Genomic DNA, 14,046 nt, shown 5'->3' with positions numbered 1-14,046 from the left:
CCCTGAACCAGGAAGCCCGTCGGTCCATAGGTGAAATTGAAACCCTTCAGGAAACGCGGAGCTCTCTCGACGCTCGCCTGGCGCATCTCAATGCCGAGATCGCGCGCAAGGAAGGGCGCTCGGTAGATGGCGAAACCGGCGAGGCAGATCCGCTCCGCGAGCTGAAGGAAACACCGCCCGTCATTGCAGCAATGCGGACCTGGGCCCCCGCTCCCCGTGAAAACGAAGCCGACGCGATCAAACGTGTCGAACGGCGTCTTCGAGCTAAGGGGCTCGATTACCCGGCCCGAACACTTCGTGCTTTCCATACGGCGATGAAGGTCAACGAGACGACCCAGATGGCCGTGCTTGCAGGCATTTCCGGCACGGGCAAAAGCCAGCTGCCGCGTCAGTATGCAGCTGGCATGGGGATCGGTTTCCTGCAAGTCCCGGTGCAGCCACGTTGGGACAGTCCACAGGATCTGATGGGCTTCTATAACTATATCGAAGGCAAGTTCCGGCCCACAGACATGGCGCGCGCGCTATGGGCACTAGATGAGCTCAACAACGATGATGCCGAGCAGGATCGCATGATGATGATCCTGCTGGACGAGATGAACCTTGCCAGGGTCGAGTATTACTTCTCGGACTTCCTTAGCCGACTGGAAAGCCGACCGCGCCCTAGTGACGTCGGTGAGGCGAACGAGCGCAAGGACGCTGAAATCGAGCTGGAAATTCCGAACATGGAACATCCACCCCGGATTTTCCCCGGCTATAATCTGCTGTTCGCGGGCACGATGAACGAGGACGAAAGCACGCAGTCACTATCCGATAAGGTCGTCGACCGCGCCAACATCCTTCGTTTCTCCGCACCGAAAAAGATCAAAGACGGCCAGGCGCAGGGAACCGTTGAGCCGACAGTGGCTCTATCGCAGCAGACTTGGGAAAGCTGGGGACGATCGAGCGCAACCGTGGACGGCGACCGGCGCGTGACGGGCCGGGTGGAGCAGATGGTCGACCTGATGCGTGACTTCAAACGTCCCTTCGGTCATCGCCTCGGTCGTGCGATTATGGCTTATGCTGCGAACTACCCAGAAGTCGAAGGCAGCCGGGGCGTCGACGACGCACTCGCGGATCAGGTCGAGATGCGCCTGATTCCGAAACTCCGCGGAGTGGAAATCGACATTGAGGGGCCGCAATTCTCAAAGCTGGTGGCTTTCGTTGAACGTGAGCTTGGGGACGACGCGCTTGCGCAGGCAATCGAGGAGTCCATGTCGCTCTCTGAAGCAACCGGCCAATTCGTGTGGAGTGGGGTCACGCGCTGATGCGGTTTCTGACGCGTCCATGGGCGTCCCAATCTCTCGGAGATGGGGAGGCCTTCGGCCCTAACGATTGCCTCATAGGGAGCTACCAGGGCGCCGCCCCCAGGGGCTATGAATACATGACGCTTCTTAGTGGGAGCGTGAAGGGCACCAATACAAGCTTGGTCCTTGCCCCATATCCCAAGCGCGAAGAGGGAAGAGCACCGCTTCGTCTGGGTTTCCCAGTCCGACCCAGATCGGGGCACGATCCGGCAACCGCGGCAGAAGAGGAAGGAGCGGAGGCGCTTCGGCACATGAACGAAGTCCTCGCCCGCATTCAGGAGTTAGAAGACGCACTTGAAGACCCAAGCGATACCTGGGGGCGCCTAAGGGGCGCTTGGAAGCGCGCCGAGAATGAAGCCGACCCGAAGATGGCCGAGATCGTGCGCCAGGCACGCCGGATGCAACCGGTGTTGCATGATTTGGAAAGGCGTATCCGCAGGGTCTTGCGCAGGAACAGGGAACTTACCCCGCTTGATCGCGTTCAGGAAATGGACCGCGCATCTATGGTCTGGCTCAGCCGCCAGCCCGGCCGGAGCATTGCTGAACGCGCCGGCGCGTCGCAGCGGATTCTCGCAACTGTCAGGCGTGAAAACTTCGACACACTAGAGAACCGCGTGCTGCATGCCTATGCGCGACTCGCTGCTGATGTCGCACGGGGATGGATGCGCGAGCATCCTCGCGCGAAGGAGAGCGCTCGCTACGCGCAGGTCGACGGGTTCAGGAAGTCGTGTCGGGCGGTTGCGCGTTCACTTGCCGACCTCGGCGTCATGATCGCCTCTGCCGGCGTCCAGCCGAACTACGTGCTCATGCAGGACCGCAGTTATCGGGAAGTCCACGATGGTTGGCTTAGGCTTCTTTTACGCCGCAAGATCGAAGACGACCTTTGGGCGTGGCAGGCTGAAACTTGGACCGATTTCGCCGTCCTCTCAATCATTCTAGCGATCGACGAATTGGAGGAAGCAGAGCTCGTCGCGCAATCTCCGATTTCCTGGAACACAGAAGCTGTGGGTGGACGCTGGTTCACGCAGGATCGGCCGATTGCCGTATTCTGGTTGCGCAACACAAACCGCATAGTCGAAGTTCAAGCACGCCCCGAGAGGCCGGGCCCCTTGTTGACTGCGGCGCAGGCCCATGTCGCGCTCAGAATATCTGATCCGAGCCGCTCAGATCTGCCACGTCGGGTCGCCGTCTGGACACCGCATGCGATGCGCAAAATAGCGCTGGAATACGCTGTCGGAGAGGCCGCACTATTGCTTCATCGGATTCAGCCCCTCGCTCAGACGGAAGTTCTGCGTAACGGGCTGATCATGACGCCCGCGCGCGGTATCGCGTCGTGCGCGAGCGCCATTCAAGGCAAGGCGACGGTGACCGCCATCGCCATCGGTCCAGCTGGCGAAGATCTGGCCAGAGGATTTGAAGCTGTGCGAGATTTCATACGCGGTGAGCTTTACGAGGCCGCAATATGACCGAACGAAAGTTGTGCGGATTCGACCTGAACGGTTGGAGGGACTTCGCCGCAAAAAACTGGAGGGCCCTGCCGGGAGAAGAAGAAGAAATCGGTCTGGTCGATATCGTCGCGAGCGGCCCCCTATCCTCGGTTGTGCGGGTTGGTGAAAGTGCGGACTCGCGTTGGATCGGCGGACCCCAAGCCGATTTTGCGCCTCACGGGCGAGGAGGCGGATGGGGCGACGTCGGCATCGGGGAACGGCGTATTTCTGTTCGCACCCTTCTGGAGATGCAAGATGAAGAAGCCGTAAAGCTCTCGTCCGCGCTACTCGGTTCGGCGCGTGGGTCGGCGCATACGATCCTGTCTATCGACGAAGGCCCGGATGGAGATGAGACCGCTCAAGAACACCTCCTAAATGCACTCGCGCGGGGTAAATTCCGAAATGGCTCACTTGTCTGGCGTCCCGTTCTGGCCGCACTTTTCGCGATCGAGCAGAGCCAGGCTTCAGAGGGGCAGACCGTAGGTGTCGTTTGCCATGACCGGCAAGGGCTCTCCATCCAAAAGCTTCGAATTCGAAGCTCGCGGGGTGTGCTTGCTCCGGAGCGCCGCGAAGCGGCGACGCTCCTTCCCAGTGACGCTGGCTATGAGTCTCTCATTCGTGCCGCGCGCACCGCAGCGATAGGTGCAGACGGCTTTTCGGCCCGCACCGCCCATCGTGCAATTGCAGGCACCGTCGGGAAGGCGGGCCTCGGGATCGCTTGCGGTCCCGAGATGCTCCGACAGCCGAACGGAGATTGGGAGGTGCTGGATCTGAGCGATTACGACGCGTCGGAATCTGTCAGGATGCGCCAGGCTGAGCTTGATCTGACCGGTTGTGATGTCGTGATTTTGGAGACCTTGACCGAAGGTCGGTTGAGAGATCGCTTGATTTCTGAGATCCAGCGAAACGTTTCGGTCGGAGTCATAGCACTACCAGCGACGGCGGTCGCACGGGGGGCATTGGCAGCAGCGCACCGCGCAGGCAGCGGGGCACCGATCTTCTTCGATTTCCTGCCGCGCTTATCGACGATCGTATTTGGTTCGGGCGGCGCAATGAACTTCGATCTCATTCGGCAAGAAGAAACACTCGAAGCCGGGCGGACTTACCGGAGCCCCGAACCGGCAACATTTGCAATCCCAGGTGGGCAGGAAAACGTCTCGGTCTACTTGCGGAAAGAGGCCGCGCCTTGGCCGCGATAGTGCCGCTCGGCGCCCCCCTGAAGCAACAAGCCGCTGTCTCTCTTTGGGTCGAACAGAAACCTGCCGCCGGCCGTGCACGAATCTTGATGGAAGCGCCGGACTTGGGAAGAAACTTCACGGTCGATTGGGACGAGGCCCTGAGCGACGAGCGTGATTGGGACGAGATAATCGACAGCCTCGATATCCAGGTGTCTATCCCCAAACGGCTGGTTCTTCCCTGTGGGGTGGAGGCGTGGCAAGACAGTGCTCGCTCTGCAGGAATGCAAACGATCCTTGAAACCGCTCTCGATCAACGCGAGATGGACTGGGCGACGCTCGGACAAAAGATGTCGCAGCGCCCCTTCGGGAAATACTGTGTCTCAAGCGATGGCGAGTTTCCCGCGGAGATCGACGGCGAAACTCTTGAACGGTTCGAGTCTCTGACGAACAGGGCGCTCGATGTTACTGGGCAACGGCTGCGAGGTGAGAATGGCCCGGGGACCGAAAACAATGACGCCCTCAAATTCTTGACCTGGCAGTTCCGAAAGTGCCCGCGCGACGTCGCAACCTGGTTGATGGACTGCATCGAAGCGTCTGGAAAACCTCATCCATTCGTCCAGCATCAGGCCAGCTGGGTCTTGGTGTATCAGGGCCTTGGCCGCATCGTAGGCGACCAAGAGGATGAGGCAAGAGCCATGCGGTTGCTTCTAAATTCGGATATCGAGGATTGGACCTGGAACCGACAAAGTGCGTCAATGGCCTTCATGCTTTCTCGCTCGGACACGGCACCGTCTCATTTGGGCCGAGGAGACGTCGAACGACTGGCTCGTAGAACGATCGCTGACTTTAGACGCAATATCGGCGGCGAGTATACCATGTTCCACTACGCGCCGTTCTTGCTTGCGGGCCTGATAAGATGGCGGCGCGTGAACCCGAGGGCACTGGTGACTGGCTCCGATCCTTTGGCAGGTGAACTCTTAGAGATAATAGAAAGGACCGAGAAAGACTTGAATGAACGTCGACGAGCAAACGCGAACTTCCAAAGACGACGTTCCAAATTCTTGCCCATCCTTCAAGATTTGAAGTCAGAATTGGCGGGAGAGGGATCGAACCCTGACCTTCTGTTGGACATATACGGAGCGAGTGGGGGCTAAGATGACGATCGAATTCGCCATAGCCGTTGTCCCGTAGCGCGTCGAAAATCATCTCCGCGAGTTCGATCGGTTCCTTGCTGATCTTGGGGGAGAGGCGGCGATGGCGTCCATCGCATCATCCATGACGTCACCGATTAACCCGTTGCTGTCATCGGTCCGCTCATGCCTGCGCGCGCTCTCTGCGGGCGGGAGATTCTAACGTCCCGCCGCCCGCATGCCTTCAATCGTCCGCTCAGGCCATGCGCTCGACGTCACCCTCCCAGACCTCGAGCAAGAGCTCCAGCATGTCGCTGTAGTTCCTGCTTCGTGCGCCGGTCGGCCCAACGGCGACCGGAGGTGCGGATCCGTGGTATGTTTTGTCGGCATTGAACTCGTGCTTCAGGGAGGGAGAGATCATGCCGAAATTCATCTTGACCGCGAAATTGACGCAATCAGCTATCAGAGGGTTCTTATCCAAACCCGATGACCGAAAGCCGGTCCTGGAAAAACTCGTGGGTGCTGCCGGCGGGAAACTCGTGGAGCACTACTTCATAACGGGAGACGCCGATGTAATGTTGATCATTGATGCCGACAGCGTGGATGTTCCGGCGAAGGCGGCAATGATCGTTGGGGCCGCAGGGATAGGGACGGATTTCAACACGCACTGTGTTTGGAGCACGGCTGAATTCGCAAAGCTCGCCGAACAAGCCGGAGACGTGGCAGTAAGCTACACTCCGCCAGGCTCTTGACGAGCAAGCGGACTACGAAGACGCCGCGCCAGACGGAGGTTGCGAGGGTCACGAAGTGAAGCCATTGCTTTGCTGGGATATAGTGGTGCTCGGGGGCGGAATTGGCATCCATTGCGTTGTGGAGCCGGTCACCTATGACCGAGGCCCGGTCTGCGCAAGTAGGCGGAAACACAACAAAATCAGTTAATTTGGTGCGGTCCGCAAATCGGCCGCTGAAGCGCGTCTGGCCCAGAGGGCACTTGGGGTAGCTCCCGGGGCGAGGTGCCTAATTGGCAGCGATTTTGAAGGCTCTCAGGGCATGCTGGGTGCCGATGCGCGCCAGCAGGGAGCCGACGCGCACCATTCTCGCGATGTCAGACCATCTTCTCGACGTCGCCATCCCAGACGTCGAGCAAGAGCCCAAGCATGTCGCCGTAGTTGCGGCGCTCGGTCTGGCAGATCGCTTTGAAGCGCTCGACGACCGCGCCGGGTGCGCGGATGTTCAGCTGCGCTTCCTGCACCGGCGAGGCGGATGCCGCGAGCACGGACCAGGTCTCCGGCATATACTCGGACATCGCGACACGGGTCAGCGCCAGCGCGTCGATGCCGGTGGCGGCGGCGAAGGCCGGGATCCGCTCGATCGGCATGCGCATCTCGCCTGATTTCAGCATGGAGATCACGTTGCCGCGCTCGAGGCCCATCTCGGTGGCGATCTCCCGCAGGGTCTTGCCGCTCGCCTCGACGGCGTCGGTGATCATGCGGGCAGTGGGGCTGGTGGTCATGTCGAACCTCTTCATCTCGTTGACTTCGAGTTGATGATAGAAGGCGTGGGGCACGTCCTTGTCGGGGCGTGGTTGCAGGAAGTCCTAGGTAGGGTGGGGGAGGCCTTGAGGGCCATGCCGGGTCTCGGCGTGCTACCTGGTCGGATCCTTGGACTTTCGGGCTCAGTTGCCCTTCCTCATTTCCGCCGATAGCTTCGGGCGAGCCAGCCTATGAAACTCTCAGACCCCGAGGCACACTTTGAACCAAACATCACACAATAGTCTCGTCTCATTTATCTGGCGTATCGCTGATGACTGCCTGCGGGACGTCTACGTGCGGGGCAAATACCGTGATGTCATCCTGCCGATGGTTGTCCTGCGCCGTCTCGACACGCTTCTGGAGCCGACCAAAGATGCAGTCCTCGAAGAGGTGCGCTACCAGAAGGAAGACATGGGCGCGCTGGAGCTGGACGATGAACCGCTCAAGGATGCTGCTGGCTATGTTTTCTTCAACACCAGCCAATGGACGCTGAAGAAGCTGCACGGCACCGCCACGAACAACCAGCAGATCCTGCTCGCCAACATCGAGGACTACCTCGACGGCTTCTCCGGCAACGTCAAAGAGATCGTCACCCGCTTCAAACTGTTCGACCAGATGCGGCACATGGCGGACAAGCAGGTCCTGCTCGATGTAATCGAGAAGTTCGTCTCGCCCTACATCAACCTAACGCCCGACGCCGTCGAAGACCCTGAGGGCAACACGCTGCCCGGCCTATCCAACCTCGGCATGGGCTACGTCTTTGAAGAGCTCATCCGCAAGTTCAACGAAGAGAACAACGAGGAAGCCGGGGAACACTTCACCCCGCGCGAGGTGATCCACCTCATGACCCACCTCATGTTCGACCCGATCAAGGATCAACTGCCCCCGGTCATGACGATCTATGACCCCGCCTGCGGCTCGGGCGGCATGCTGACCGAGGCGCAGAACTACATCAAGGAACCCGAAGGCCCGATCCAGGCGCGCGGCGACGTCTATCTCTACGGCAAGGAGATCAACGACGAGACCTACGCGATCTGCAAATCGGACATGATGATCAAGGGCAACAACCCCGAGAACATCCGCGTCGGCTCCACCCTCTCCACCGATGAATTCTCGGCCAACCGCTTCGACTTCATGCTCTCCAACCCGCCCTACGGCAAAAGCTGGAACAGCGAGGTCAAATACATCAAGGATGGCAAGGACGTCATCGACCCCCGCTTCCAGGTCGAGCTGACCGACTACTGGGGCAACAAGGACACCATGGACGCCACGCCGCGTTCCTCGGACGGCCAGCTGCTGTTCCTGATGGAGATGGTGAACAAGATGAAGCCCACGGGCACCAGCCCGCTCGGCTCGCGCATCGCCTCCGTCCATAACGGCTCCAGCCTGTTCACCGGCGATGCGGGCAGCGGGGAATCCAACATCCGCCGCTACATCATCGAAAACGACATGCTGGACACCATCATCCAGCTGCCCAACAACCTGTTCTACAACACCGGCATCACCACCTATATCTGGCTGCTGTCCAACGCCAAGCCCGAGGCGCGGCGCGGGCGTGTGCAGCTGATCGATGCCAACCTGCTTTACCGTAAACTGCGCAAGAACCTCGGTGACAAGAACTGCGAGTTCTCGGAAACCGACATCGAACAGATCACCAAGGCCTACCTGAACTTCGCCCCGATCGAGCGCGAGATCGACGCCGCAGGCGACCCGACGGGCATCGCCGTGCAGGTCTTCGACAACGCGGATTTCGGCTACCACAAGGTCACCATCGAACGCCCCGACCGCCGGAGCGCGGGCTTCAGCGCCGAGCGCATCAAGCCCCTGCGCTTTGACAAGTCCCTGCGCGAGCCGATGGAGTGGATTTACGCCGAGCATGGCGAACAGGTCTATGAACCCGGCTTCCTGAAGGGCGAGATGAAAGCCATCACCGCCTGGTGCGAGGAACAGGGCATCACCCTCAACGCCAAGCAACGCGGCAAGCTGACCGATACCAGCTACTGGGCCAAGCTGCGCGACCTGCTGAAAGCGGCGCTCTTGCTGATGAATGACATCGGCGAGCAGGAGACCAATGACTTCAACGCCTTCCGCGACGCGGTGACCAAGGCGATCAAGGCCCGCAAGCTCAAGCTGTCCGCGACCGAGAAAAACGCGATCCTGAACGCTGTCAGCTGGTATGACGAGGCCGCCGAAAAGGTCATCGCCAAGCGGCACAAGCTGTCCACGGGCGATCTGGAGGATCTGACCACCCATCTGGGCTGCGCCACCGGCGATCTGGCGGATTTCGGTTACTACAAGCAGGCCGATGGCAGCTACCTGACCTATGAACCCGCGACCGACCTGCGCGATGCGGAAAGCGTGCCGCTGAAGGACAGCATCCACCGCTATTTCCTGGCGGAGGTGAAGCCGCATGTGGAAGAAGCCTGGATCAACCTCGACAGCGTGAAGATCGGCTACGAGATCAGCTTCAACAAGTATTTCTACCGCCACAAGCCGCTGCGCAGCCTCGAAGAGGTCACGCAGGATATTCTGGCGCTGGAGGAGAAAGCCGACGGGCTGATCGCCGACATCCTCGGCGTCGAGGTCGCGACCAAGCTGGAGCCGGCGGAATGAACATCGCGGCTTATCCGACGTATGAAAGCTATAAGGACAGCGGCGAGGGCTGGCTGGAAGAAGTTCCTAATCACTGGAAAAGCCGCAAGCTGAAGCAGCTATTTCAGGAGAAAAAACATAGGGCCAACATGGACCTAAGCTGCGGCTCCATCAGTTTCGGTGAGGTGGTCGAAAAGGATGACGAACGCGTTCCGCTCGCAACTAAGGCTTCCTATCAGGAGGTTCTGTCTGGCGAGTTCCTCGTCAACCCACTGAACCTCAACTATGACCTGAAGAGCCTGCGCATTGGTCTCTCAAATATCGATGTTGTCGTCAGCGCCGGATATATTGTCCTCCAAGCCAAGGCTGAGATGGACAAACGGTATTTCAACTACCTTCTTCACCGATATGACGTCTCAAACATGAAGCTCCTTGGCTCCGGCGTGCGCCAGACGATCAGTTTCAACCACATTGCCAACAGCCTTCTCGTTGAGCCACCTCTCCCCGAACAACGCGCCATTGCGGCGTTTCTGGATGGGAAATGCGCGGCGATTGATGAGGCGGTGCGGATCAAGGAGGAGCAGATCACGCTCCTGCGCGAGCGCAGGCAGATCCTGATCCAGCAGGCCGTCACCCGCGGCCTGAACCCCGCCGCCCCCATGAAGGACAGCGGCATCGACTGGATCGGCCAAATCCCCGCGCATTGGAGTCTCGCAAAACTTAAATTTCTTGCAAACAAGATTGTCGATGGAACGCACTTCACCCCAGAATATCTGGATGAGGGCGTCCCTTTTCTGCGCGTGACTGATCTTTCGAAAATGAAAGATGGAAAAATACAGTGGGAATCTGTGCGGAAGATTTCAGAATCTGCTCATAAGGAGCTAAGTAAACGCGCAGACGCTGAGTTCGGCGACGTGCTGCTATCAAAAAATGGCACGATTGGCCTAACTAAAGTTATTGACTGGCAGGAAGAGTTCAGCTTTTTTGTAAGTCTTTGCTTGATAAAGCTTCGCTCTGAGCTGAACCCTCATTACTTTGAGGCTTTTTTCAACAGCCCACTGGTCGACCAACAGCTCTTTTTTGGCAGCTTCCGCACATCTGTTACCAACCTGCACTTGGAACGCATCAAAGAATTGGTGATCGTTGTTCCTCCAATTAATGAGCAAAGAGAACTGGTCTCTCATATCAGAGAAATTTCGAGGCCGCTCGATGAGGCTATTTTGCTAAAGGAAAAGCAAATTGTCGCGCTCAAGGAATACAAAACCAGCCTGATCAACGCGGCGGTCACGGGCAAGATCAAGGTCATTTAAGCACGCATCCCGGCGCCGCGCGGCGGCCCCGGGACCACGACAGAACCAACATTAGGGGCGGTCATGAATATCTCGGTCAGCAACACCAAGGAAATCGCACTGGAACAGGCCATCGAACGTGGCCTGACCGGGGCTATCTCGGAAGAGCTGACCGAAGGGGCCTCCCCCTCAGGCCCGTTCCGCATCGGTCGCCCGACGGACTTCGACGCCCGCCTCGCGCTCGACACCGCGCTGTTCTGGGAATTCCTCGAGGCCACCCAGGCCAAGGCGCTCGACCGGCTCAAGACCCGCAACCCCGCCGACTGGCAGGCCAAGATCCTCGGCCAGTTCGACAAGCTGATGAAGCGCAAGGGCCTGCTGCATCTGCTAAAAAAGGGGCTGCCGGTCGATGATGCGATCTTCACCCTGATGTATCCCGCGCCGCTGGCGAGTTCGGCGCAAAAGGTCCACGACAACTTCGCCGCCAATATCTGGAGCGTCACGCGCCAGGTGCACCATTCGCTGTCCAACCCGAATGAATCCGTGGACATGGTGCTGTTCCTGAACGGGCTGCCCATCGTCACGCTGGAGCTGAAGAACGCCTGGACCCACCAGACCGCCCGCTATCACGGCCAGAAGCAGTATCGCGAGCGCGATGCCAGCCAGACCCTGCTGAGCTTTGGTCGCGTGCTGGTCCACATGACCGCCGATACCGATGAGGTCTGGATGGCGACCAAGCTGGCGGGTGCCTCGACCTTCTTCCTGCCCTTTAACAAGGGCCATAACGAGGGTGCGGGCAATCCGCCCAGCCCGAATGGCCACAAGACCGCCTATCTGTGGGAAGAGGTGTTTCAGCCGCAAAGCCTGGCCGGGATCATCCAGCACTTCGTGCTGCTGGAGGGCAAGGCGACTGACCCGCTGGCGAAGAAGGCGCTGATCTTTCCGCGCTATCACCAGCTGAATGTGGTGCGGCAGCTGTTGACTCACACGGCCGGAAATGGCGTCGGCCATAGCTACCTGATCCAACACTCGGCAGGGTCTGGCAAGTCGAACTCGATCACCTGGACGGCCTATCAGCTGATCGAGACCTATCCCGACAATATGGACCTGCCCGGTGCCCGCGCGCTGGATGCCCCCCTGTTCGACAGCGTGATCGTGGTGACGGACCGCCGGTTGCTGGACAAGCAGCTGCGCGACAACATCCGCGACTTCTCGGAGGTGAAGAACATCGTCGCCCCGGCGATGCGCTCCGCCGATCTGAAAGCGGCGCTGGAGAACGGCAAGAAGATCATCATCACCACGATCCAGAAGTTCCCCTTCATCATCGACGGGATCGCCGATCTGAGCGACAAGCGCTTTGCCGTGATCATCGATGAGGCCCATAGCGGCCAGAGTGGTCTGGCCCATGACAAGATGAACCAGGCCATGGGCGGCGGTGAGGATCCGGATGAAGAGGATAACCAGGACAAGATCCTGAAGGCGATGCGCGCCCGCAAGATGCGCGGCAATGCCTCCTACTTCGCCTTTACCGCGACGCCCAAGAACTCGACCCTGGAGAAGTTTGGCACGAAGCAGGCAGATGGCCGTTTCAAACCGTTCCACCTCTATTCGATGAAGCAGGCGATCGAGGAAGGCTTCATTCTCGACGTGCTGGCCAATTACACGACCTACAAGGGCTATTACGAGATCCAGAAATCGATCGAGGATAACCCCCTGTTCGATACGGCGAAAGCGCAGAAGAAGCTGCGCGCCTATGTCGAGCGCAGCCAGCAGACGATCAACACCAAGGCGGAGATCATGGTCGATGACTTCATCGACAATGTGGTTAACACCAAGAAGTTGCGCGGCAAAGGCAAGGGGATGATCGTCACCCAGAACATCGAGATGGCGATCCGATACTACAATGCGGTGCAGGCCGAACTTGAAAAGCGCGGGAAGCCCTTCAAGGCGCTGATCGCGTTCTCGGGTGAGAAAGAGGTCGATGGAATCAAGCGCACCGAAGCCGAGATGAACGGCTTTGCCGAGGACAAGACGCGCTCCGAGTTCGACAAGGACGAATACCGGCTGCTCGTGGTGGCGAACAAGTATCTGACCGGCTTCGACCAGCCGAAGCTTTGCGCGATGTATGTCGACAAGAAGCTGCAATCGGTTCTGGCGGTGCAGGCGCTATCGCGTTTGAACCGCTCGTCGCCCAAGCTCGGCAAGCGCACCGAGGACCTCTTCGTCTTGGATTTCTTCAACGAAACCGAGGACATCAAGGCTGCCTTCGACCCGTTCTTCACGGTGACGACTCTGTCCGAAGCAACCGACGTGAACGTCCTGCATGAGCTGAAAAGCGCGCTGGATGACGCCGGCGTCTACGAATGGGCCGAGGTGGGGGAGTTCTGCACCCGTTTCTTTGAAGGTGAAGACTCGCAGAAGTTGAGCCCCCTCATTGATGCGGCGGCCAGCCGGTTCAACGACGAACTGGATCTGGAGGACGAGGAGAAGATCGACTTCAAGATCAAGGCCAAGCAGTTCGTGAAGATCTATGGCCAGATGGCCTCGATCATGCCCTTCGAAGTGCTCGACTGGGAAAAGCTCTTCTGGTTCCTGAAATTCCTGGTGCCGAAGCTGAAGATCCAAGACCCCAATCAGGATGCATTGGACGAACTGCTGGAAGCCGTCGACCTGTCATCCTATGGACTTGAACGCACGAAGCTCAATCAAGCCATCGAACTGGATTCCGGTGAAGCCGAGCTGGATCCCCAGAACCCGAACCCGCGCGGTTATCGCGGCGAAGATGTGCAGGAAGATCCGCTGGAAGAGATCATCCGCAGCTTCAACGAACGCTGGTTCCAAGGATGGAGTGCAACCCCCCAAGAGCAACGTGTCAAATTCCTCAATATTGTGGAAAGCGTTCAAGCGCACCCTGACTTCGAAGAGAAGTTCAGCGAAAACCCTGACCCGTATTCCCGCGACCTCGCCTTTGAAAAAATCATGAAAGACGTGATGCTTCGCCGCCGCAAGGAAGAGCTCGAGCTCTACAAGCTGCATGCCCAGGATCAGGCATTCAAGTCTTCGCTCTATCAAAGCATCAAGGACGCCATCGACAAAGCGGGAATGACCGGCCAGTCCTCGAGATGATCAAGTCGATTAGGCCAGAACGAGACCCGCCGACAGCTTTGTTGCCGACCTCAGTAGATTCGGTGATGCAGTGCATCAATTCGGCGGGATTAGCGCTTCAACAAGGCTGCGGCCGACGCTTACGGCTGGAACGACGACTGGCGCGCAGGCACGCTCACCTAGGACGAGATCTTCGCAGGCCTCTATGTCCTCAGTCAAGAACGTGCCGCGCGGGGATTCAAGGCAGTCGCGACCAAAGTGAGGAAGATTGAGAATGATGCCAGCTAAACAAACCCTCTGGGGTCTCCATATGGGCGAACATGTCGTTGATCGGCCAATCGAGGGCAACTACGTCGCTATTGGTTGGCATGAATTGGGCGACCTGAACCA

At 58.8% G+C, this 14,046-nt stretch carries 10 protein-coding genes; 8 read left to right on the top strand and 2 right to left on the bottom strand.

Going from position 1 to position 14,046, the window contains the following annotated elements; genetic code table 11:
* The 4 genes from AC6RA4_RS15565 to AC6RA4_RS15550 all read left to right on the top strand — a co-directional run.
* A partial coding sequence (locus tag AC6RA4_RS15565) for an McrB family protein (RefSeq protein ID WP_500161831.1) occupies positions 1-1,304 on the top strand: 1,304 nt, incomplete at its 5' end.
* A gap of 290 nt (positions 1,305-1,594) precedes the next feature.
* Positions 1,595-2,809: a hypothetical protein gene (locus AC6RA4_RS15560; RefSeq protein WP_500161829.1), complete on the top strand. Its 1,215-nt coding sequence runs from the start codon at positions 1,595-1,597 to the stop codon at positions 2,807-2,809.
* The gene (locus AC6RA4_RS15555) at positions 2,806-4,029 is read left to right on the top strand and encodes a hypothetical protein (protein WP_500161828.1); all 1,224 of its coding nucleotides are present in this window, start codon (positions 2,806-2,808) and stop codon (positions 4,027-4,029) included. Before AC6RA4_RS15560 ends, AC6RA4_RS15555 begins: the two co-directional genes overlap by 4 nt.
* Positions 4,017-5,162: a hypothetical protein gene (locus AC6RA4_RS15550; RefSeq protein ID WP_500161827.1), complete on the top strand. Its 1,146-nt coding sequence runs from the start codon at positions 4,017-4,019 to the stop codon at positions 5,160-5,162. Before AC6RA4_RS15555 ends, AC6RA4_RS15550 begins: the two co-directional genes overlap by 13 nt.
* A 232-nt stretch (positions 5,163-5,394) precedes the next feature.
* On the opposite strand, the gene AC6RA4_RS15545 is transcribed toward AC6RA4_RS15550, so the two are convergent.
* Positions 5,395-5,559 carry a hypothetical protein gene (locus tag AC6RA4_RS15545; RefSeq protein WP_500161825.1) on the bottom strand — a complete coding sequence of 55 codons (165 nt, stop codon included), beginning with the start codon at positions 5,557-5,559 and terminating at the stop codon, positions 5,395-5,397.
* On the opposite strand from AC6RA4_RS15545, the gene AC6RA4_RS15540 reads away from it, so the two are divergent.
* Positions 5,558-5,890, top strand: coding sequence for a GYD domain-containing protein (locus tag AC6RA4_RS15540; RefSeq protein WP_500161824.1), 333 nt, complete (start codon positions 5,558-5,560; stop codon positions 5,888-5,890). The genes AC6RA4_RS15545 and AC6RA4_RS15540 overlap by 2 nt on opposite strands.
* A 353-nt stretch (positions 5,891-6,243) precedes the next feature.
* Here AC6RA4_RS15540 and AC6RA4_RS15535 read toward each other — a convergent pair whose 3' ends face one another.
* Positions 6,244-6,651 carry an XRE family transcriptional regulator gene (locus AC6RA4_RS15535; protein WP_500161822.1) on the bottom strand — a complete coding sequence of 136 codons (408 nt, stop codon included), beginning with the start codon at positions 6,649-6,651 and terminating at the stop codon, positions 6,244-6,246.
* A gap of 238 nt (positions 6,652-6,889) precedes the next feature.
* On the opposite strand from AC6RA4_RS15535, the gene AC6RA4_RS15530 reads away from it, so the two are divergent.
* The 3 genes from AC6RA4_RS15530 to AC6RA4_RS15520 all read left to right on the top strand — a co-directional run bounded on the left by AC6RA4_RS15530 (position 6,890) and on the right by AC6RA4_RS15520 (position 13,677).
* Positions 6,890-9,283: a type I restriction-modification system subunit M gene (locus AC6RA4_RS15530; protein WP_500161820.1), complete on the top strand. Its 2,394-nt coding sequence runs from the start codon at positions 6,890-6,892 to the stop codon at positions 9,281-9,283.
* The gene (locus AC6RA4_RS15525; protein ID WP_500161818.1) at positions 9,280-10,572 is read left to right on the top strand and encodes a restriction endonuclease subunit S; all 1,293 of its coding nucleotides are present in this window, start codon (positions 9,280-9,282) and stop codon (positions 10,570-10,572) included. Before AC6RA4_RS15530 ends, AC6RA4_RS15525 begins: the two co-directional genes overlap by 4 nt.
* Positions 10,573-10,635: 63 nt before the next feature.
* Complete coding sequence (locus AC6RA4_RS15520; RefSeq protein WP_500161816.1) at positions 10,636-13,677, top strand: type I restriction endonuclease subunit R; 3,042 nt, start codon at positions 10,636-10,638, stop codon at positions 13,675-13,677.
* Positions 13,678-14,046 lie beyond the last annotated feature (369 nt).

This window comes from Salipiger sp., from assembly GCF_059781815.1.
This window is presented reverse-complemented; position numbering and strand designations above follow the sequence as displayed.

Coding starts and splice junctions, on each gene's coding strand:
- AC6RA4_RS15555 (WP_500161828.1), top strand. CDS start 2,806: ATGACCGAACGAAAGTTGTGCGGATTCGACCTGAACGGTTGGAGGGAC.
- AC6RA4_RS15525 (WP_500161818.1), top strand. CDS start 9,280: ATGAACATCGCGGCTTATCCGACGTATGAAAGCTATAAGGACAGCGGC.
- AC6RA4_RS15560 (WP_500161829.1), top strand. CDS start 1,595: ATGAACGAAGTCCTCGCCCGCATTCAGGAGTTAGAAGACGCACTTGAA.
- AC6RA4_RS15545 (WP_500161825.1), bottom strand. CDS start 5,559: ATGATCTCTCCCTCCCTGAAGCACGAGTTCAATGCCGACAAAACATAC.
- AC6RA4_RS15535 (WP_500161822.1), bottom strand. CDS start 6,651: ATGACCACCAGCCCCACTGCCCGCATGATCACCGACGCCGTCGAGGCG.
- AC6RA4_RS15520 (WP_500161816.1), top strand. CDS start 10,636: ATGAATATCTCGGTCAGCAACACCAAGGAAATCGCACTGGAACAGGCC.
- AC6RA4_RS15540 (WP_500161824.1), top strand. CDS start 5,558: ATGCCGAAATTCATCTTGACCGCGAAATTGACGCAATCAGCTATCAGA.